Raw genomic sequence first — 17,440 nt, 5'->3', positions numbered from 1 at the left:
CTACTCGACCCGGATCACCTCTACCTGATCGTGGGTGCGCCGCGTCTCGCTCCCTACCAGGAAGCGCTGACTGTAGCGGGCCACCTGTCCCAGACCGTGCCGCGACTGGTGAACCAGAGGCCCGCTGAGATGCTCGTTCTCCTCGCCCAGGCGTTCACGCACCGAGCGCGGCTGGACGCTGCCCTCCTGAACATCGACCGTAACGCGATAGCCACCATCCGGGAGTCCACTGCCGGGGCCGAAAGGACCTGCCACAAAGCCCCCCTCCGCCACCGACACACGCCCCCGCCAGCGCACCCCGCTGAGCTCACGCTCCACGATCACCTGCAGGCGAGTCGCCTGAGGCAGGTTGGTCTCGCCCTCCACCGTCAGGCGCCGATCGCTTTCCAGCCGGGAGCTCAATTCGAACGTCACCGGCTCATCGAAGGGAGGCACCTTGGGCGCCTCCTCGGTTGAGGCCGGCTCACGGCTCTCGCTGGCCGAACTCACCTCATCGGCCGTCGTCCTGTCGTCGGCCGCCTCGGTAGACTCCGGCGACGACGTCTCCTCGCCACCACAGCCGGCCAGCATGATCGCCAGCACCAACGGGACTGCCTTACACAGTGCCCTTGTCATCCACTCTCTCCAGACAGCATCATCAGCCTTCAGGCTACCACCGCTCGGTGTCTGCGTCGTCCACCCCTCGGCCTGACGCCTGCGGGCTGGTAGAATGCGTCCTCCTCCCCGCCCGACCTCCGTGATGCCGATGCCTCAGCTTGACCGCACCTTCTCCGTGGCCCCCATGATGGATTGGAAGTCACCCCAGTAAGAATGGGACTTTCAGCGGTTCGTTAGCAAAAATGCAGCAGCGCGAAAGAGTTTCGCGCCCCACCTCTCCTTCTGAACCTTGTCGAGTGATAGCACTCGAAGCTATCATCCCAGCATGAAAGCCAAGCACCGAAAGACCCTGGCGGCCATCTACCGCCACCCCACGGCCAGCGGCATCGTGTTCGCCGACATCGAGACGCTTGTCGCTGCCCTGGGCGGCGAAGTGCGGGAAGGCGATGGATCGCGCATCGCCTTCGATCTGGGCGAAGGTGGCCGGCTCTACCTGCACCGACCGCACCCCGGCAAGGAGGCCAAGAAGTACCAGGTCGAAGACGTGCGCGCCTGGCTGGACGAGAGAGGAATCAGACCATGACCAACGTGCTCAAGTACCAAGGCTATACCGCCCGCATCGAGTTCGACGCCGAAGACGAGGTCTTCGTCGGCCATGTGCTCGGCATCGCCGACCGAATCAGCTTCCACGGCGAGAGCGTCACCGAGCTAACCGAAGCCTTCCATATTGCCATCGACCACTACCTCGAGGACTGTCGAGCCACTGGCCGCGAGCCCCTCAAGCCCGCCTCCGGCCGGGTGCTGCTGCGCATCCCTCCCGAGGTGCATGCTGCCGCCAGCATCGCCGCGCAGGCATCCGGCAAGAGCCTGAACCAGTGGGCTACCGACGCCATCGCCCGCGCCGCCGGTGAGAACGGTCTCCAGCCCAGCCGCTGAGCCACCTGCTATGGCGAATAAGGAGGCTCTCCCGCCGCACCAGCCTGCCAGCTTCGACGAAGCCTTCGACAGTCTCTTGCTTCACTTGGGCGAAGTCGCCAAGCCTGGGGAAACCCGTACGCGTGAAGAGCGGCTGCGGTCCGGCGAGCTCACAGGAATAGTCGATTTGCTGAGATGGCTGCTTCGACTTGCGGAACTGATGCGCAAGTCAAAGCCGGATATAGCATGCAAGGTCGCGCGCCGAGGGTATTTCTTCGATCACCAGCAGGGAGGGGCGCTACCCGGGATTGATGTGCTTATCGAGCACCTTCGACGGGTAGCAGCAACCTACCTGCGTCTTGATGACGTACCCATCGACCCTTTCAATATCCTAGAGCTATGGGATGATTTGACGCGCGGCTTTGACCCCATAGAAAACCGGTTCGACCTGCCCGATGAGCAAGCCCCTCAGCTTTTGATCCTTGACTGGAACCAGGGGCACACCCCGAGACGCGCCGCGGATCGACTCGCAGTGGAAGTTGGACTAGACCCTCTGCCTGACGTGCTGATGGACACGTTATATACCGCATCCAGTCTGCTCCATACGACCACCCATGAGCGCTTCGAGCTGCTGGCCTACAGGCTGTGCGAGGCGCTCCGTCATATGGCGATGATCCAACGTGAGCGCGAAAAGACACTCAACGCGCGCAGGAGCCGTAAGCATGCAGATAAAGGGGCTTCCGGTAATGCCCGACCGGCCGAGTTATTTGCCCTCGAGTACCTAGAAGCCAACCATACAGACCCGGCAAGCGGCCGGGTTCGACAGAAGCGCGCCATTGCCAAGGAGATTCACGCCCGTATCAATGAGGAGTTCACCCAGCCTGGCGACTGGGCCGCCACCCACCCGAACGCACTGCGGATGATAGAGGCCTGGATCACCCCGCGTTGGCAGCAGCTTAAGCACTATCAGCGAATGAGCGAGGCCCTGGCTGCCGGGCAGCTTGAGCGCCAACAGCAGCTCGGTGACAAATAATCCATGGCAGCCCTGCGAAAGCGCCTCGCTGGCTATGTGCCTGCGGGGCGCTTTTGGATTTGGCCGGTTGCGATGCGGCTCAATCCGAGGGGCAAAGTCTTCGCTTCAAAAAGTACACTGACGGCGTCAGTGCCTTTTGTTTTTCCTGCTCGCTTGCCATTCTCGACTCGAACACAACGAACCGAGATTGGCCGCCATGACTCAGACCATCGGCTACCGCCTCCCTATCGTCTGCCCGCATTGCGGCAGCGAGATCGAGATTCGCAGGCCCAGATGTAGCCGTAGCGGACTTGCTGCCGGGGCCTACGGCGTGTGCCACAACAGCGAGTGCGGAGCCGCCTACCTGATGCGCGCCGAGATCGTTCGCCAAACCAAACTCAGCAGCCAGCAGCGCGACATAAAGGGTCTGGAAGTCGTGATACCCAGCACTTTCGCGACACCAGGCCGCAACCCGCCGCCCGGCTAAAACCACCCGCTACCCCATAACGCAAGAGACGCCATGCAGTCACCTTCGGGCCGGCTGTTGGCGCCCCTCACCCTGAACATCACCATTCGCACGCCAGGGAGTCACCGTCGCCATGCAAGAGATCACGAGTCGTCAGCATTTTCACCAGCCCTGCCTTGCTGATCGGCGGCTTGATCTTTCGCCCGCTCAGCCCGCTGGGCATGCCGAATGGCCATGTACAGGGCCTCGCTTGCGCCCTGAAGGGTCTTCATGGTGCCGCCTACGGTCTCGAGCAGTTCGTCAAGATCAAGCGCAGCGAGAGTGTCCGATGCCAACCCGATTGGCTGCCCGTAAAGGCTGCCTTCCTCGAGCGTGCTTTGAAGGCGCGCCACGATCTCCGCATTCATCGAGCGGTGATTGTCCTTAGCGGCCGCCTTGAGCTTCTCGTGGAGCTCAGGCGGCATGCGCAGCTTGTATTGGGGGTCAGTCTGGATCGTCATGCCGAAAATAATGGACCAAGTAGGTGTTGACGACAACGGACCTACTAGGTATCTTTTGATACGTACCTAGTAGGTACCAATGAAAACGCGAGAGGGAGCGTGATGAAACACACCCATCCACAGTTCAAAGCAAGGCTCGAGCCCGAGGTAAAGGTTTGGCTGGAACAGACGGCGGAAGCTACTGAGCGCAGCCAGACCTGGTTGATCAACCACTTAATCAAAAAGGCCATGCGCCACGAGCAGAATGCCAGCGCCCAGAAATGACGAAGCCCCGGGTGCGCCAACACCCGAGGCCAAAACGTCCGGACCACCGCTAAGAGGAACAGACATCATGTATCCTAGCAATTTGCAACAGAAACGCAAGAACAGCCCCCGCCGTTCGGCCGAGCTCAGCGCGCACCAGAACGCCGTGAACACCATTGGCAAGCTGCTGGTCGCCTATCGCGTCAACGGCCACCCCGATCAGCGTGCCGAGCTTATCGGCATGGCCAAGATGGCCGTTGCCCTGGGCGCGCTCGACACCGAGACCTACGCCTACCTGATTGACCTCATCTCACAAGACGACACGCCATCACCGACACCGCCTGCCTGTCAGCGCCGGGCCGCTTCCGTGGGGATGCACTAATGACCACACCCACCTATTTTGGCCTCCTTGCCGAGTTCGAGGGTCGCGCCGAGATCCCCCTGGAGGAGGTCGCGCCGCGCTACTTCGGCATCAACGCCCGCACCGCCAGCACCCGGGCCTGTGCGCAGGCGCTGCCCGTGCCGGTGTATCGCGCCCTCGACTCGCAAAAGTCGCCCTGGCTGGTCAGCGCCGGCGACCTCGCCGAATACCTGGACCGCCGCAAGGCCCAAGCTCGCCAGCAGTGGCAAGCCGTCAACGAATGAGGTCAACCGTCATGAAAATCAACACCCCTCCCCGTCTTCAACCTCTGACGTCCGCCTCCGGCATGGGCGAGTCCACTTTGTTGCTGAATGAAGCAGCCAGCCCCCGGGCGCTGTTCGAGCAGGCCGACAGCCGCCTATCTGCTGCGCAGGCGATGCTGTTCACCGTAGCCACCGGCGCTGACGCTCGAAGCCTGGACGGTCAAGACGTCGAAAACATCGCACAGGCCGCCCAACTGCTCGCCTCTGATGCCCTGGACCTGATGCGCGCCATGCACAGTGCCCACCTTCGCGCCACCGCACGCAGCCAGGATGCCGGCGCCGTTCACTGCTATTGCCAAAGCCAGGGGGTGTGACATGACCACACAACAGACCACCAGCGTCGACTTCAGGGCCATGGCCAGAGGTGTCAGGGCCGGAAGCCTCGCCGTCAGCATGGAGGCCAGCTGGCTTGCCGACAGTGGCGAGTCCGAGCGCGCCGAGAGCCTCAGCAAGACAGCGGGCAGCCTGGGGGCGCTGGCCAATCAGCTCGAGGCATGGCGCCAAGAGCAGGAGCGGCTCCGCCGCGTCACGATCAGCGCCGCCGCGGTGCTGGATACCCTGCAAGGGCTCGATCTGCATCAGGCCGGCCTGATGGGCCTGGCCGAGAGCCTGGCCAACACCGGCTTGAGGGAAGGCGACATCGAGCAAGTTCGCCAACATGCGAGCGCCCTGGAGGTCTTGCGTGAGGACCTGGCACTTTCCGTGCCCGAGCCACTGGAGTGACCGCCATGCTGACCCGAGTTCGCGACCTCGACGAGCGCGTCAATACCGGCGCGGTCGTCGAGTGGCAGAGCCCCATGGGCAGCCGCTACCGCTGGGAGCGCCGCACGCGCCGGGCCGGGGTCGAGAGCGGCCCCGGAAGCGGACACTGGCTGTGGCTGGATGCCCGCCCCGCCGACCTACGCGCCGCCCGCCGGGCGGTGCTCGAGCACATCAATCTAGAGGAGCTGTGACCATGGCCTACGACCTGGAAGAGCGCGATATCGACGCAATCACTGAGAGCGTTCTAATCACCTGGCGTGATGCGCTCGATCATGACCTTGCGGCACTGCGAGACCTGGAGGCTGAGACTCGCCAGCTTTCCCGGGATGGCTACAGCCTCGGCCCCGAAGGGGCAGGGGCAATCGCCGATCTGCTCGCCAACGTCGCCGACAGCCTCACGCAGACGCGCATGGAGATATACCACCTGGCCCACGCCGCCGGCGAGGACGACGAAGAGGCGCTGAACTGATGGCCAAGCAGAAGCGCGCCTCGCGGCACGGCCATCGGCAGTGCCGCCTTTGCGGCGAATACAGCTTGAGAGTGAGAACCACGGCGCCCACCGCAGAGGGCGACCAGGCCGCCTACCTGGAGTGCCGGGAGTGCCTGCGTCAGTGGAAAGTCGACGAGAGCCTCCAGCACCTACTCAGCCACTGCCAATGGCGGTGGCACTGGGCAGGCTACGGCCGCCAGACACTGTGGCTGGAGTACGACGGCTGGCCGATTGAAGTCGACAGCCGTTACCTGTGCATCCGCAAGCTGGACGACCAATGGGGCCGCGGCACCGATACGGCGCAACTCGACCGCCACGGCCGCGGCTGGGGCCGGGGTGACGAGACGGGTTGGTTCATCCTGACACCGGACTACCTGCTGCTTGAGGAAGCCGCCACCGAACATGCCGACGGGAAGCAGCCGACGCCGATGGATCTTCTCATTGACTCACTGTTCAACGAGCGGCTCGAAGGGCTCAGAGAGAACGATCGGCAGCTTGCACCGGTGACACCTCGTCGAAAACGTCGCAATAAATCGCAAAACATAAACAAATAAAAACGGCAAAAGTGCCAAAAAACATGACTTGTTGTAAGAACCCGCATTCTTACAACAAGTCGGGAGGAAATGCCTTGCAACCTCGTTCACCATATTCCGTACCTGCACCGGAATACTCGCCTTCAGTTTAGCGAGGTCTTGCAGGCGCCCCGGGAAGGGTTTGGGCTTGAACTCGTGGGCCCGGGGCACCCTACACATCGAGCGGAGACAGCAGTGGACCAGGAAGCCAACAGCCATCCGAAGCGGCTTATGCGCTGGCCAGAGGTCGAGAGATTGACCGGGATATCACGCGCCACATTAACCAACATGTCTGCCCGCGGTGACTTCCCGCGACCTGTTCAAGTCTCCACCCATATCACCGCTTTCCTAAGTCACGAAGTCTTCGAGTGGCTCGAGGAGTTAGAGCATCGTCGAGTTAATTACTCGCCCAAACGCTTCAATCGTGCAGGAGTTAAAGCATGAAGCTGATTGATATCGATCTCGAAGGGCTGCCTTACGAGTTCACCGAAGATGAAGCTATCGAGCTTTATACCTCGCTTCATAACGGCCTGATGAATGCCGGAGTCGACGTGGAAAAGCTAAAGACAGTGCCAGCACCGAAAGCCACCAGAAAGTTTAACCAGGGCCCGAGTGATACGGCCTTCTTCGGGCAGTGGCCCGTTCAAACCGACTGCTGAAGGAGCGACACCCATGGCGAAGCGAGTGATCACCCTGAGCGTACAAAGCGAGCGCATCACCTTCACCGCCGACGACTGGCCGGCGATCAAGCGCGCCGTCGGCCAAGCACTGGATCGGGACGGTGGCCGCAAGGAGACGGGCCGCGACTCGCTGATTCAAGCGCAGGGATTCGATGTTGCCGAGCGCAGCAAGCTGACCGGCGAAAGAGTTTACGAGGCAAGCTGAGATGGCGGGAAACGAGAAGGCCCCCGACGATCGCCACAATCGCATGGGGGCCCAAAACACAAACATTAACGGCGAGAAGCGTAGCACAGCGAGCGCCGCGCGCAAGCTCGCCGACTGCCCCGGCGACATCGGAGGTGCACGATGACACGGTTCGTGCTCCCGATGATGGTCAGCGCAGCCCGCGAGGTCGAGAAAGCCCTCGGCACGCCTTGGTGCCGGGAATGGCGCCGCAAAATCTTCAACAAGTTTCCCCTAGTTGCCGATGATCTTATTTGTGGCGTGGTAGCGGCCTCCACCGCTGCCGGGCATGGCAACCGCGGCAATGTGCGGGCGAACACCTGGCTGCGCGCCATGGAGGCACAGCTGTGCCTCGGCCCCTTCAACGCAACCTGGGACGACCAGGCGCTCGAGGACTACGCCCTGACCAAGGCTGAGCGCGTCGCCGCCGAGCTTGGTCGCCTTGGCCGAAAGGCCGACCAGGCCCTGGCCACCACCTGCCGCCACCACTACTGGCAGCCTCGCCGCCCGGCCGGCCTCGTTCTGGCCACTCTGGTCTTTCAGCGCCACACCTGGCCGAGCCGCCGCGATGCCGAGATTGAGGCTCTGCGCGCCGCCTTGCGCCAGGCTCACGAACACCATCTCGACATCGACCCGCCTGACGAGCTCGAGCGCCTAAGTCGTAGCCAGCGCCACACGCTGCTCAAGAAGCTAGGCGCTGCCGCCTGGTGGCGCCGTAAGCTGCGCACCGAAGCCACCCGTCGCCTCGACCAGTTCCAGCGCCTGGTGCGCCGCGTGCACAAGCGCGCCGAGATCTACCTGTCGGACCTGGCCTTCGGTCGCTGGCAGCACCGCCAGGCGTCAAACCGCCTCATGCTCGAGGGCACCACCGCCACTAACCAGTTTGACCAGGAGTTGACGCTCGCCGAGCTCTCCGAAAGCGGCCAGGCGAACCCCAAACACCGCTATGCCGAGATGATGCTCAGGGTGAGAGAGACCGAGGCTTTCGGCCGCCGTGCCGGGCATTGCGGTGTGTTCGTAACATGGACGCTGCCCAGCGCCTTCCACTCGGTGCTTGAGAGGAATTCAACGCCCAACCCCAAGTACAACGGCGCCACGCCGCGCCAGTCGCACCGCCTGCTGGGAAAGCTGTGGGCGCGGACCCGGGCCAAGCTCAAGCGGGATGGCGTCGAGTGCTACGGGGTACGGGTTGCCGAGCCGCACCACGACGGCACGCCCCACTGGCACCTGTTGCTGTTCGTGTCCGCTGATCAACTCGACCACCTCAAGGCCATCATCCGGCGCTACGCCCTCTCGATCGACCCCGAGGAGGTCGCTGGCCGGGAGCAAGTCCGCATCCGTTTCGAAGACATCGACCCCGCCAAGGGTAGCGCCGCCGGCTATGTCGCCAAGTACATCGGCAAGGCCATCGCCGGCGCGGCGAAGGCCGATGATGTCGACCTCTACGGCAACCCGATGGACGTGGCCTCATCCCGCATCGAGGCGTGGGCCTCCGTGCATGGCATCCGTCAGTTCCAGTTTATGGGCACACCCAGCGTGACAGTCTGGCGAGAGCTTCGCCGCCTGCGCACCAGCGATGCCGATAGCTATGCCGCGGCATGTTTCAAGGACTGGGTTGCCATCACCAAGCCCGATCCCGAGGCGCTGGCGATCCTGGAAGATCTCCACCGCGCTGCCGACGCCGGCGACTGGTTCAAGTTCATCGACCACATGGGCGGCATCGGCGTCCCCGTCGACGACCGCCCCGCCCGGCCATGGCGCATGGCGCGGCTGGACACCAAAGCACCCGAAGTTGACCCCGAGACTGGCGAGCTGTGTGAAGGCATCGAGAAGCTAGGCGCCTACGGCGAGCCCGTGAAGGCGACCTTCGGCGTAGTCGTCACCAGCTCGACGGGCCAAGCCGAGTTCCTGACTCGCTTCTACCGCTGGGACGTGAAGCCCGGCGCGGCAGCGCAGGGCCAGCGCAGCGGCGAAGCCGCGAGCACTTGGAGTCCTGAGAATAAGTGTACGGACCCTGATATCCAGCCCCGCACACCGCCGCCCGAGCTGGCAAAAGCCCAGCGTCGGCGCCTCGATGAGTGGCGAGGGTCCGCCGAATATCAGGCCAATCTCGCCGACGTCGAAGAGTGTGTTCGCCAAGACATGGCCGCCCTGGAGCTGCTGAGGGCACAACGCGCCATCACCGTGCCGGAGTACTCCCCGCCTGAGCTCGAGGGTTTCGAGGAGCCCGGCAGTGCTGGGGATCGCGAGCCTCTGCCGGACGACTCGGGCCGGCACCCGGTTACGCCGGAGTCCCGCGCCGCCTGGCAGTTCCTGACCTCGCCGGCCTACGCCGAGCGCCGCCAGGCCAAGGGTATCGACGACGAGCTGGCCTCCCGCCTGGCGTGGCGCTTCTTCGAGGCGCCGCCCGTCAAGGAGGATCGCCAGACCTGGGCGCGGCTGCTGGTCAAGGAGAACCGCGACCAGCACGGCCTCGATGCCGAGCGCGCCCTGCTGGCCGCCGCCGCCCTGTGGGAAGCCCCCGCACCCGTAGAACCTTTCCCCCAACGCACCACCACCTGGAGCACCGCCGCATGACCACCACCCACAAGCACTTCACCCAAGTGACTGAGAACTACCGCGCCATGCGCGACAAGCTGGAAACTGCCGCCGGCGAACTCAAGCGCCTGCAAGGTCAGCGCGCTGCCACCATGCAGAGCAGCCGCGACGCCGGCCGACAGTGGCGGCAGATCTTCAAGGATGCCGGCGGGGCCGCCGGAAAGGAGGTCCGCGAGCTGCAAGCCGAGGAGCGCACACTAGCCGCCGAGGTCGAGCAGCTCGATGTACTGATCAACGAGCTGACGCCTCATGTTGCCGAGCTGCGCCACTGGGCCAGCCAGCTTCGACAGCAGCACATCGCCCACCTGGCCGAGGCGCGCCGGGATACGGCAGCCAACCGCCTCGACGCCGCCATGGCCGAAGTCTTCGAGAAGCCTGAAGGCCAGGAGCTGCTCAAGGCACTTGCTCAACGCGCCGATAGCATTCGAAGCGAGGTCGTCGAGGATCACAGCTTTATGGGTGGCATTGGCTTCGATGGCCATGAGTCCAGCAAGCCCGGCTTTATGGCGAAGATCTCCGGCGATGACCGCCGCAAGATCGCCGCCGAGGCCGAAAAGCGGAAGCGCGCCATGATCGCCGATGCAGTAATCGAGCGGATGGCCGCCCTGGGCGACGAGAAAACCCGCTTCGAGGGCGACCTCGAGGGCCCGCTGGCTCCGCTGGCCTGTGAGCACTGAGCGGTACAAGACCACCCGGTAACCACCATCACCACCACCAGGAAGACATCATGAAGAACGAAACGCGCGAAGCCTTCACCCAACTGCTGAGCCGAATCGCCGAGCTCAACGGCGTCCGCGACGTCAGCCAGTCGTTCAGCGTCGCGCCCAGCGTGCAGCAGTCTCTCGAGAGCCACATTCAGGAAAGCTCCGCCTTCCTGCAGCGAGTGAATATCGTCGGCGTCGACGAGATGAGGGGGCAGCGCATGGGGCTCGAAGTAGGTGGACCCATCGCTAAGCGAACCGACATCACGAAAAGCGACCGCGAGCCCGTTGACGTGATCGAGCTGGACCAGGTCGAGTTCGTCTGCGAGAGCACTGAGTTCGACACCCACATCAGCTGGGCCAAGCTGGACGCCTGGGCCAAGTTCCCCGACTTCCAGCGCCGCGTCCGCGACATGCTGGTCAGGCAGCAGGCGCTCGACCGGCTGACCATCGGCTTCAATGGGACGAGCGCGGCGGCACAGACTGACAGCGGCGCCAACCCGCTGCTACAGGACGTCAACAAGGGGTGGTTGCAAGTGCTCCGCGAGCACGCCCCCGCCCGGGTGCTTGGCGAGGGCGCCGCCGCCGGCGAGGTTCGTGTCGGCCCCGGCGGCGATTACGAGAACATCGACGCCCTAATCTTCGATGTCGTAGGCGAGCTGATCGACCCCTGGCACCGGGGCAACCCCGACATCAACGTGATAGCGGGCCGCGAGCTGATCGCCGACAAGTACTTCCAGATAGCCAGCGAGCACGCCGGTACACCGACCGAGGCGGTGGCCATGGATGTGGTGATGAGCAACGCCCGGTTTGGTGGCAAGGCGGCAGCCAGGGTCCCCGGCATGCCAGAGAACAGCCTGTTCATCACCATGCCCGAGAACTTGTCGATCTACTGGCAGCGCGGCAGCCGCCGCCGCTTCGTGATCGATAACCCCAAGCGCAAGCAGATTGAGAACTACGAAAGCTCGAACGAGGCGTACGTGATCGAGGACTTCGGCGCGGCCTGTCTGGTCGAGAACATCGTCTTCGGAAGCTGGGCATAACCGGAAGGAGAACACTATGGCCGCCGCTGATGACCTGGAGCGCCAACTGGAAAGCTGGCTTGCTCCCACGCTCCACGCCCTGGGCGACAAGCAGCGAAAGAAGCTGATGAGCGAAATCGCTTTGGAGCTCGCCAAGTCCAACCGTAATCGCATCAAAGCCCAGAAGAACCCCGACGGCACCCCTTTCAAGCCGAGGAAGGAAAAGAAGCCGATCAACAAGCCGGTCAAGTTCCTCTACGAAAAACCGGGGGGCATCAAGCGTATGGCAGCGATGAAGTCCTTCCGAGACGAGGGGGACCGCATGATTGGCTATGATCGCGAAGCCAGCGGCATCCGCACCTTCCTGAAGCGCCGCATCCGGTTCTATACCCGCCCCGACTTTTCCGGAGGGGGTGGGGGGCGCTTGCGTGCCCAGAGGGGGAAGGTTAGGCGCCAAGCCATGTTCCGCAAAATCAGCCACGCTCAGAACTTACGCATGCTCCACGCCGGGTCCGACGGGTTGGCCGTCGGCTTCGTGCGGGGCGTCGCCGGCATCGCGGCAGCTCACCAGTATGGCGAGAAGGTCAAGATGGAGCATCACGGCGCGATGGCCGATTACCCTGAACGGAAGCTATTGGGCCTGTCACAGTCTGACATTCAGATGATCCAGGATAAGGTGATCGACCACATCACCAACGTGAAGCGATAGCCCTATATCGCCCTCAGAGGCCGCGTGAGAAGCGCGGCCTTTTTCTGTGTCAGGCATCGGTCTTTCTCTTGGCGCTCCTCCTGCGCTTCCGCTGATGGCTTTCTGCCCCCATATGCCCCCTACCCCACGGCGCCCCACGGCGCGCGATAAGTCCCCCTCCACGCCTGCGCTCTAAATAGTTCGGGAATTATGCACGTATGCAGCAGAGTGTCAGCCCGCGCCGTTGCTGGGCTCCCGGGGCTTCACAGGGGCGCAAGGGGCTATGCGAATTTATGCACTTTTGCCCACCCGAAAATGTCGAAAAGTCCGACAAGTGGGTGGGCGATGGCCGAAATGGCCGCTGTTCGGCGAAATCGCGCCCAAAAAGCTCTAGACGACTCCGCAAGAAGCGGCAACGCGATAAGGGAGGAGTCGGCATCACGGCAACACCGCTGTGCGCAGGGTCAGGTTCTCCGGCCGGAGGTGCGTGTAGCGTTTCAGCACATCCCAGCTCTCGTGGAGCGTGAACTGCTGCACCTCGACAATCTCGTACCCTGCTTCGAATAGCCTCGATGTGGCCTCGTGACGAAGGTCGTGGAAGCGTAGGTCTTCGATGCCGCAAGCAGCCGTCGCCGTCTGCCACCGCGTGCCGATCGAGGCCGGGCGAAAGGGGAAGATGCGGTCTTCGCCCTGGGTGCGTGGCTGCCGCTGGATGATGTCCAGCGCCTCGGTGGTCAGCTTGAACTGGCGATGATTGCCGAGCTTGTGCCGGGGGTGCTTGGCATCCCGCACCCAACACGTCGACGCGGCCTCGTCGAGGTCTGACCAGAGGAGCCGGGTAATCTCCTCCCGTCGCCTCGAGGACGCGATGGCGAAGTCCATGATGTCTTCCATCGGGATGATCGCTGTCGGCCGTATCCGCTGGGATCGCCGGAAGTAGGCACGCAGCTGCTCGACCTCCGCCGCCGTGGGCCGCCGATCCCGGGCCCTGGGCTTGCCGATCAGTCGCTTCGACTTCAGTAGCACTTTCGCCGCCTCGAACTCGGCGAGGTCAACCGGCATCTTCCAGGCGGCTACCGCCGTCCTCAGTATGATGCCGAGCCATGTGATATCGAGGTTGACGGTGGCCGGCGTCACGCCGCTGTTTCGGCGAAGTACACCATGCTCGACAATCTGCTCGCTGGTCAGCTCGTTGATCTGCACCCTGGCGATCGGAAAGCGCTGTAGCTGCTGGATTGTGGCCCGCTTCGTGCGCCCCGCGCCCTGGGCAAACTCGTGGAGGTATCGCTCAATGGCATCGTTCAAAGTCACGCCTCGCCACTTCGCGCTCAGTAGGCCGCCAGGCGTCTTGAGCTCGAGCTCCCGGCGCTTCGCCCATTCCTCGGCCATGGCTTTCTTGGGGAAAGTACGGGCCTCAGAGTGCGCGCGCTCCCCGTTGCGCATAATGCGTATTTGGGCAGTGTATGCGACACTCCCGCCCTTCTTCTTCCGCTTGGTGATCGTCGCCATCGAGCCTGGCTCCTTTGTAGCAAATCCACTGGCTACAGCTTAGCAAACTCGTAGCAACGCGAGGCCAAAAACGTAGCAAAATGGCAAAAAACATCGACAAACGTCGCGAGGGCGACAGCATGCAACCCACCGGAAAGCCTGAAAATACGCGCCCTGCGCTGGATAGGACGTTCTCCGTGGCCCCCATGATGGAATGGACGACCCGCGACTACCGCGCGTTCGCCAGGACCCTCACCCGTCACGCCCTGCTTTATACCGAGATGGTCACGACCGGCGCCATTCTCCATGGCAGTCCCCGGGAGCGCTTCCTGGGGTTCGACGAGGTCGAGCATCCGCTGGCCCTGCAGCTGGGCGGCAGCGACCCCGGCGCGCTCGCCGAGTGTGCTGCCATCGCCGAGGCGTGGGGCTATGATGAGGTCAACCTCAACGTCGGCTGCCCCAGCGACCGGGTCCAGAACAACCTGATCGGCGCCTGCCTGATGGGGCACCCTCTGAAGGTCGCCGCAGCGGTGAAGGCCATGCGCGAGGCGGTATCCATTCCGGTCACGGTCAAGTGCCGCATCGGCATCGACGACCAGGACGAGGATGCCGACCTCTCGCGCTTTATCGATACCGTTGCCGACGCCGGCTGTGACACCTTTATCGTGCATGCGCGCAAGGCATGGCTGGAAGGCCTCTCCCCGAAGGAGAATCGTGACGTGCCGCCGCTCAACTACCCCCGGGTGCATCGTCTCAAGGCGAGCCGTCCCGAGCTGCATATCGGCATCAACGGCGGCCTCAAGACGCTCGACGCCTGCCAGCAGCAGCTCGAGTTCGTCGACAGCGTGATGGTGGGTCGCGAGGCCTACCAGAATCCCTGGCTGCTCGCCGGCGTCGACCAGGCACTCTACGGCGTCCCCGGACCGGCAGCCAGCCGCCATGCCGCGGCCCGTGCCCTGCGCCCTTATATCGCTCGCCGCCTCGACGAGGGGGCCAGGCTCAACCACCTGACTCGCCATCTGCTGGGACTCTTCCAGGGCCAGCCCGGCGGGCGCAAGTTTCGCCGCCATCTGTCGGAGAATGCCCATCGCGAGGGGGCCGGCCTGACAGTGTTCGATGACGCCCTGGGCCTGGTCGCCGAGCGCGAGACCCCCGCCGTGGCCTAAGGCCGCTCGGCACACTCTTCAGTACAGCGGGTCGGGCGGTGGCTCCAGGCTGGAGTGAAAGCCTTCGATCGCGCTCTGGGCCTCCTCGATGGCATCGAAACGGGCGATATGAAACAGCGCCTCACCCTCGTTGGCCAGTGGCAGGCGACTCATGCCGATCACGATACCGTCCGCCATGGCCAGCACCTCCCCTTCCGCATTGCCGAAGGGGTCGGCCACCCGGCCCAGCACTTCACCCCTGGCCACCCGCGCTCCCAGGCGCACCCTGGGGCGCAGGATTCCATCGATGGGGGCTCGTGCCCAGCTTGAGCCATTGGCCACCTCGGCGGCCGGAGGCTCACGGCGGCGGTGCTCACCGCTCAGCATGCCCAGGCGACGCATCACCCTAAGCACCCCACGCACTCCAGGGGTGATCGCCCACTCATCGAAGCGCAACGCCTCGCCGGCCTCGTAGGTCAGCACCGGTATCCCGCGATTCTGGGCATAGTGCCGCAGGCTACCCTCGCGCAGCTCGGCATTGAGAATCACCGGCGCCCCGAAGGCATTGGCCATGCGTTCGGTCTCCCCGCCCGCCACCAACTGGGCACGAATCTGAGGCAGATTGGTACGATGAATCGCCCCGGTATGCAGGTCGACGATATGGGTTGCCTGATCGACGATCGCCTCGCGAAACAGTGCCGCCATGCGGCCTCCCAGGGAGCCCGACTCACTTCCGGGAAAGCAGCGGTTGAGATCGCGACGGTCAGGCAGATAACGGCTGTTCTGCACGAAGCCGAAGACATTGACGATCGGCACCGCGATCAGAGTCCCGCGCAGGCCCTGTAGCTGCCTGGAGCGCAGCAGGCGACGCACGATCTCGACGCCATTGATCTCGTCACCGTGGATGCCGCCGCATACCAGCAGGGTCGGTCCCGCCTGGCGACCATGCACCACCTCCACGGGAATAGAGAGCGGGGCGTGCGTATACAGACGAGCGGCGGGCACGTCGATCTGGGTACGACTACCCGGTGCGATCGCGACACCGGCAAGGTCGAAGGGGGCTCGAGGCATGGGGCCTCCTGCGGCAGAAATACCTATCTTACCGCTCTTATACGGCAGGTCGCCTCAAAAGACGAGCATGCGTCATTATGGCATACACTCACGAATGTAAAATCGTGGTGCATCGGGTAGAATGATGACGTTACCCACTCCCCACGAGATCCCCCACCATGGCCAGACGCACCAAGGCCGAGGCCGCCGCAACCCGCGAGGCCTTGCTCGACGCCGCCGAAGAGGTCTTCCTCGAAAAGGGTGTCGCACGCACCTCCCTGGAGCAGATTGCCCGTCACGCCGGCATGACCCGGGGCGCCGTCTACTGGCACTTCAAGAACAAGGCAGACCTCTTCCAGGCCATGCTTGGCCGGGTACGCATGCCCTTCCAGGAGCTGATCGAGGAAGTGGCCAAGCCGAGCCTGATGGAGCGTCCCCTGGAGGCCATCCGCCTGGCCATCCAGAACGGCTTCGAACGCCTCGAGCAGCCCCGCTACCGGCGCGTACATGCCATCCTGGTCCATCACTGCGAGGTGTTCGGCGATATCGACCCGCTGGCCATGCAGAATGAGATGACCAACGAGGCCCGCGAGGCCCTGACCGACTACTTCACCTGCGCGGCACGCCTGAAGCAGTTGCGTGAAGACCTCTCCCCCGATATCGCCGCCGAACTGATGCTGGCGCTGCTCGGTGGACTCTTCCATGACTGGCTGCGCAACCACGAGCGCTTCTCGATCGCGATCAAGGGCAGCGATCTGGTGGCGCTCCAGCTCGAGCTGATGCGCCGGCCCTAGGCCGCAGTGGTCGAGCGTCGCCCACCCAGCCGCAGCCGCCTGAGGTGAGCGCGGGCCTCGCGAAACTCTCCATCCTCGACGCTGCGATAGGCGCCCTCTTCCACCAGGTACTTCACCAGCACCCGCCGCTCCCCAGCCCGGGGCATGCTGCCTGCCTTGCCATGCAGGCGCACCTCGCACCGAGGGTCATCGAGCAGGGTTGCACTGGCCACCCCCTCGGCATCCGGCGCCGAGCGCACCTCGACACGCTCACCCAGCAGGCAGCGTTGATGGCTCTGCAGATGGCGGTGAAACCAGCGCCTCATCGCCGCGCAGAGCGTGGCGGCGAGCGGTGAAGCGATGGCAAACGCGGCCCACAGCACTATCACCCCCAGCGGCACTCGGAACAGGCCAAGCTCCAGCCAGCGCAGGGCGAGCAGCTCCACCAGCAGGGTGATGGCCGCCGCCAGCACCAGCAGCACCGAGAGCGAAACGCTGGCCGGCACGCCAACAAAGCCAAGGGCGACCAGCGAGCTGGCCAGATAGTCACCCTTCAGGCTGTCATGCTCGAACAGCTCCAGCGGTGCCAGGCGCAGCGCCACCAGCCCCCAGTAGAGCAGCAGCAGCGGCATCAGTAGGCTGAACACCACCACCGGAAAGCTCAGCGCAACCATCATGACGAACTCCATGGCCACCTCCCCGACACTACTTAGCCAACGAATGGGACCCTGAGAACCACTATAGCCTCTCCTCCCGGGCGAAGGCCAAGGACCGGCAGCACGACCAGGTAGCACAGCCAGGAAGCTTAGACAGGAAACATAGCCAGGAATC

Annotated in this window: 26 protein-coding genes; 21 read left to right on the top strand and 5 right to left on the bottom strand. The window is 63.8% G+C overall.

All coding sequences use genetic code 11. The features are described from left to right. A complete protein-coding gene (locus GRB80_RS00470; protein ID WP_161422165.1) occupies positions 1–615 on the bottom strand; it encodes a hypothetical protein in 615 nt (204 codons plus the stop codon). A gap of 307 nt (positions 616–922) precedes the next feature. Between GRB80_RS00470 and GRB80_RS00465 the strand changes: the two genes are divergently transcribed. The 4 genes from GRB80_RS00465 to GRB80_RS00450 all read left to right on the top strand — a co-directional run bounded on the left by GRB80_RS00465 (position 923) and on the right by GRB80_RS00450 (position 3,011). Beyond that, positions 923–1,180, top strand: a complete 258-nt coding sequence (locus GRB80_RS00465) for a type II toxin-antitoxin system HicA family toxin (protein ID WP_161422164.1) — start codon at positions 923–925, stop codon at positions 1,178–1,180. Beyond that, the gene (locus GRB80_RS00460) at positions 1,177–1,533 is read left to right on the top strand and encodes a type II toxin-antitoxin system HicB family antitoxin (protein ID WP_161422163.1); all 357 of its coding nucleotides are present in this window, start codon (positions 1,177–1,179) and stop codon (positions 1,531–1,533) included. Before GRB80_RS00465 ends, GRB80_RS00460 begins: the two co-directional genes overlap by 4 nt. Before the next feature lie 10 nt (positions 1,534–1,543). Continuing rightward, positions 1,544–2,545 carry a hypothetical protein gene (locus GRB80_RS00455; protein WP_161422162.1) on the top strand — a complete coding sequence of 334 codons (1,002 nt, stop codon included), beginning with the start codon at positions 1,544–1,546 and terminating at the stop codon, positions 2,543–2,545. Between the two features lie 196 nt (positions 2,546–2,741). Then, a complete protein-coding gene (locus GRB80_RS00450) occupies positions 2,742–3,011 on the top strand; it encodes an ogr/Delta-like zinc finger family protein (protein ID WP_161422161.1) in 270 nt (89 codons plus the stop codon). Positions 3,012–3,133: 122 nt separating this feature from the next. Here GRB80_RS00450 and GRB80_RS00445 read toward each other — a convergent pair whose 3' ends face one another. Continuing rightward, a complete protein-coding gene (locus GRB80_RS00445; protein ID WP_161422160.1) occupies positions 3,134–3,490 on the bottom strand; it encodes an Arc family DNA-binding protein in 357 nt (118 codons plus the stop codon). 102 nt (positions 3,491–3,592) lie between these two features. Here GRB80_RS00445 and GRB80_RS00440 point away from each other — a divergent pair, with 102 nt between their 5' ends. From GRB80_RS00440 to GRB80_RS00370, 15 genes are all read left to right on the top strand, one after another. Further along, positions 3,593–3,754: a ribbon-helix-helix domain-containing protein gene (locus tag GRB80_RS00440; RefSeq protein WP_237561891.1), complete on the top strand. Its 162-nt coding sequence runs from the start codon at positions 3,593–3,595 to the stop codon at positions 3,752–3,754. Positions 3,755–3,821: 67 nt separating this feature from the next. Then, positions 3,822–4,115, top strand: a complete 294-nt coding sequence (locus tag GRB80_RS00435) for a hypothetical protein (protein ID WP_161422158.1) — start codon at positions 3,822–3,824, stop codon at positions 4,113–4,115. Continuing rightward, entirely contained in the window at positions 4,115–4,378 is a 264-nt protein-coding gene (locus GRB80_RS00430; protein ID WP_161422157.1) for a pyocin activator PrtN family protein, read from the top strand. Before GRB80_RS00435 ends, GRB80_RS00430 begins: the two co-directional genes overlap by 1 nt. 11 nt (positions 4,379–4,389) lie before the next feature. Next, positions 4,390–4,731 carry a hypothetical protein gene (locus tag GRB80_RS00425; protein ID WP_161422156.1) on the top strand — a complete coding sequence of 114 codons (342 nt, stop codon included), beginning with the start codon at positions 4,390–4,392 and terminating at the stop codon, positions 4,729–4,731. A 1-nt stretch (position 4,732) separates the two neighbouring features. Then, entirely contained in the window at positions 4,733–5,140 is a 408-nt protein-coding gene (locus tag GRB80_RS00420) for a hypothetical protein (RefSeq protein WP_161422155.1), read from the top strand. Positions 5,141–5,145: 5 nt separating this feature from the next. After that, entirely contained in the window at positions 5,146–5,370 is a 225-nt protein-coding gene (locus GRB80_RS00415) for a hypothetical protein (protein ID WP_161422154.1), read from the top strand. Positions 5,371–5,372: 2 nt separating this feature from the next. Then, entirely contained in the window at positions 5,373–5,648 is a 276-nt protein-coding gene (locus tag GRB80_RS00410; RefSeq protein ID WP_161422153.1) for a hypothetical protein, read from the top strand. After that, positions 5,648–6,223, top strand: a complete 576-nt coding sequence (locus GRB80_RS00405; RefSeq protein ID WP_161422152.1) for a hypothetical protein — start codon at positions 5,648–5,650, stop codon at positions 6,221–6,223. The genes GRB80_RS00410 and GRB80_RS00405 overlap by 1 nt, the downstream gene beginning before the upstream one ends. 69 nt (positions 6,224–6,292) lie before the next feature. Continuing rightward, positions 6,293–6,685: a helix-turn-helix transcriptional regulator gene (locus GRB80_RS16580; RefSeq protein WP_374708602.1), complete on the top strand. Its 393-nt coding sequence runs from the start codon at positions 6,293–6,295 to the stop codon at positions 6,683–6,685. After that, complete coding sequence (locus GRB80_RS00395) at positions 6,682–6,900, top strand: hypothetical protein (RefSeq protein ID WP_161422150.1); 219 nt, start codon at positions 6,682–6,684, stop codon at positions 6,898–6,900. Before GRB80_RS16580 ends, GRB80_RS00395 begins: the two co-directional genes overlap by 4 nt. A gap of 13 nt (positions 6,901–6,913) precedes the next feature. Beyond that, positions 6,914–7,126 (top strand): hypothetical protein, encoded by a 213-nt coding sequence (locus GRB80_RS00390; RefSeq protein ID WP_161422149.1) that lies wholly within the window; start codon positions 6,914–6,916, stop codon positions 7,124–7,126. Positions 7,127–7,267: 141 nt separating this feature from the next. After that, entirely contained in the window at positions 7,268–9,721 is a 2,454-nt protein-coding gene (locus GRB80_RS00385) for a replication endonuclease (RefSeq protein ID WP_161422148.1), read from the top strand. Beyond that, the gene (locus GRB80_RS00380) at positions 9,718–10,419 is read left to right on the top strand and encodes a hypothetical protein (protein WP_161422147.1); all 702 of its coding nucleotides are present in this window, start codon (positions 9,718–9,720) and stop codon (positions 10,417–10,419) included. The genes GRB80_RS00385 and GRB80_RS00380 overlap by 4 nt, the downstream gene beginning before the upstream one ends. Positions 10,420–10,469: 50 nt before the next feature. Then, the gene (locus GRB80_RS00375) at positions 10,470–11,486 is read left to right on the top strand and encodes a phage major capsid protein, P2 family (protein ID WP_161422146.1); all 1,017 of its coding nucleotides are present in this window, start codon (positions 10,470–10,472) and stop codon (positions 11,484–11,486) included. A 16-nt stretch (positions 11,487–11,502) separates the two neighbouring features. After that, positions 11,503–12,174, top strand: coding sequence for a phage virion morphogenesis protein (locus tag GRB80_RS00370; RefSeq protein ID WP_161422145.1), 672 nt, complete (start codon positions 11,503–11,505; stop codon positions 12,172–12,174). A gap of 417 nt (positions 12,175–12,591) precedes the next feature. Here GRB80_RS00370 and GRB80_RS00365 read toward each other — a convergent pair whose 3' ends face one another. Next, positions 12,592–13,662 carry a tyrosine-type recombinase/integrase gene (locus tag GRB80_RS00365; protein ID WP_161422144.1) on the bottom strand — a complete coding sequence of 357 codons (1,071 nt, stop codon included), beginning with the start codon at positions 13,660–13,662 and terminating at the stop codon, positions 12,592–12,594. A 119-nt stretch (positions 13,663–13,781) separates the two neighbouring features. On the opposite strand from GRB80_RS00365, the gene dusA reads away from it, so the two are divergent. Then, positions 13,782–14,807, top strand: a complete 1,026-nt coding sequence (gene dusA / locus GRB80_RS00360; protein ID WP_161422143.1) for a tRNA dihydrouridine(20/20a) synthase DusA — start codon at positions 13,782–13,784, stop codon at positions 14,805–14,807. An 18-nt stretch (positions 14,808–14,825) separates the two neighbouring features. Here the strand turns inward: dusA and GRB80_RS00355 are convergent, their stop codons facing one another. Then, positions 14,826–15,857 (bottom strand): succinylglutamate desuccinylase/aspartoacylase family protein, encoded by a 1,032-nt coding sequence (locus tag GRB80_RS00355; protein ID WP_161422142.1) that lies wholly within the window; start codon positions 15,855–15,857, stop codon positions 14,826–14,828. 158 nt (positions 15,858–16,015) lie between these two features. Here GRB80_RS00355 and GRB80_RS00350 point away from each other — a divergent pair, with 158 nt between their 5' ends. Then, positions 16,016–16,630, top strand: a complete 615-nt coding sequence (locus tag GRB80_RS00350) for a TetR family transcriptional regulator (RefSeq protein WP_161422141.1) — start codon at positions 16,016–16,018, stop codon at positions 16,628–16,630. Here GRB80_RS00350 and GRB80_RS00345 read toward each other — a convergent pair. Then, positions 16,627–17,286, bottom strand: coding sequence for a hypothetical protein (locus GRB80_RS00345; RefSeq protein WP_309663469.1), 660 nt, complete (start codon positions 17,284–17,286; stop codon positions 16,627–16,629). The two genes, GRB80_RS00350 and GRB80_RS00345, sit on opposite strands and share 4 nt — an antisense overlap. Between the last annotated feature and the right edge of the window lie 154 nt (positions 17,287–17,440).

The sequence above is a fragment of the Halomonas icarae genome, assembly GCF_009901955.1.
Classification (GTDB): domain Bacteria; phylum Pseudomonadota; class Gammaproteobacteria; order Pseudomonadales; family Halomonadaceae; genus Halomonas; species Halomonas icarae.
This window is presented reverse-complemented; position numbering and strand designations above follow the sequence as displayed.

Coding starts and splice junctions, on each gene's coding strand:
- GRB80_RS00470 (WP_161422165.1), bottom strand. CDS start 615: ATGACAAGGGCACTGTGTAAGGCAGTCCCGTTGGTGCTGGCGATCATG.
- GRB80_RS00465 (WP_161422164.1), top strand. CDS start 923: ATGAAAGCCAAGCACCGAAAGACCCTGGCGGCCATCTACCGCCACCCC.
- GRB80_RS00460 (WP_161422163.1), top strand. CDS start 1,177: ATGACCAACGTGCTCAAGTACCAAGGCTATACCGCCCGCATCGAGTTC.
- GRB80_RS00455 (WP_161422162.1), top strand. CDS start 1,544: ATGGCGAATAAGGAGGCTCTCCCGCCGCACCAGCCTGCCAGCTTCGAC.
- GRB80_RS00450 (WP_161422161.1), top strand. CDS start 2,742: ATGACTCAGACCATCGGCTACCGCCTCCCTATCGTCTGCCCGCATTGC.
- GRB80_RS00445 (WP_161422160.1), bottom strand. CDS start 3,490: ATGACGATCCAGACTGACCCCCAATACAAGCTGCGCATGCCGCCTGAG.
- GRB80_RS00440 (WP_237561891.1), top strand. CDS start 3,593: ATGAAACACACCCATCCACAGTTCAAAGCAAGGCTCGAGCCCGAGGTA.
- GRB80_RS00435 (WP_161422158.1), top strand. CDS start 3,822: ATGTATCCTAGCAATTTGCAACAGAAACGCAAGAACAGCCCCCGCCGT.
- GRB80_RS00430 (WP_161422157.1), top strand. CDS start 4,115: ATGACCACACCCACCTATTTTGGCCTCCTTGCCGAGTTCGAGGGTCGC.
- GRB80_RS00425 (WP_161422156.1), top strand. CDS start 4,390: ATGAAAATCAACACCCCTCCCCGTCTTCAACCTCTGACGTCCGCCTCC.
- GRB80_RS00420 (WP_161422155.1), top strand. CDS start 4,733: ATGACCACACAACAGACCACCAGCGTCGACTTCAGGGCCATGGCCAGA.
- GRB80_RS00415 (WP_161422154.1), top strand. CDS start 5,146: ATGCTGACCCGAGTTCGCGACCTCGACGAGCGCGTCAATACCGGCGCG.
- GRB80_RS00410 (WP_161422153.1), top strand. CDS start 5,373: ATGGCCTACGACCTGGAAGAGCGCGATATCGACGCAATCACTGAGAGC.
- GRB80_RS00405 (WP_161422152.1), top strand. CDS start 5,648: ATGGCCAAGCAGAAGCGCGCCTCGCGGCACGGCCATCGGCAGTGCCGC.
- GRB80_RS16580 (WP_374708602.1), top strand. CDS start 6,293: ATGCCTTGCAACCTCGTTCACCATATTCCGTACCTGCACCGGAATACT.
- GRB80_RS00395 (WP_161422150.1), top strand. CDS start 6,682: ATGAAGCTGATTGATATCGATCTCGAAGGGCTGCCTTACGAGTTCACC.
- GRB80_RS00390 (WP_161422149.1), top strand. CDS start 6,914: ATGGCGAAGCGAGTGATCACCCTGAGCGTACAAAGCGAGCGCATCACC.
- GRB80_RS00385 (WP_161422148.1), top strand. CDS start 7,268: ATGACACGGTTCGTGCTCCCGATGATGGTCAGCGCAGCCCGCGAGGTC.
- GRB80_RS00380 (WP_161422147.1), top strand. CDS start 9,718: ATGACCACCACCCACAAGCACTTCACCCAAGTGACTGAGAACTACCGC.
- GRB80_RS00375 (WP_161422146.1), top strand. CDS start 10,470: ATGAAGAACGAAACGCGCGAAGCCTTCACCCAACTGCTGAGCCGAATC.
- GRB80_RS00370 (WP_161422145.1), top strand. CDS start 11,503: ATGGCCGCCGCTGATGACCTGGAGCGCCAACTGGAAAGCTGGCTTGCT.
- GRB80_RS00365 (WP_161422144.1), bottom strand. CDS start 13,662: ATGGCGACGATCACCAAGCGGAAGAAGAAGGGCGGGAGTGTCGCATAC.
- dusA (WP_161422143.1), top strand. CDS start 13,782: ATGCAACCCACCGGAAAGCCTGAAAATACGCGCCCTGCGCTGGATAGG.
- GRB80_RS00355 (WP_161422142.1), bottom strand. CDS start 15,857: ATGCCTCGAGCCCCCTTCGACCTTGCCGGTGTCGCGATCGCACCGGGT.
- GRB80_RS00350 (WP_161422141.1), top strand. CDS start 16,016: ATGGCCAGACGCACCAAGGCCGAGGCCGCCGCAACCCGCGAGGCCTTG.
- GRB80_RS00345 (WP_309663469.1), bottom strand. CDS start 17,286: ATGATGGTTGCGCTGAGCTTTCCGGTGGTGGTGTTCAGCCTACTGATG.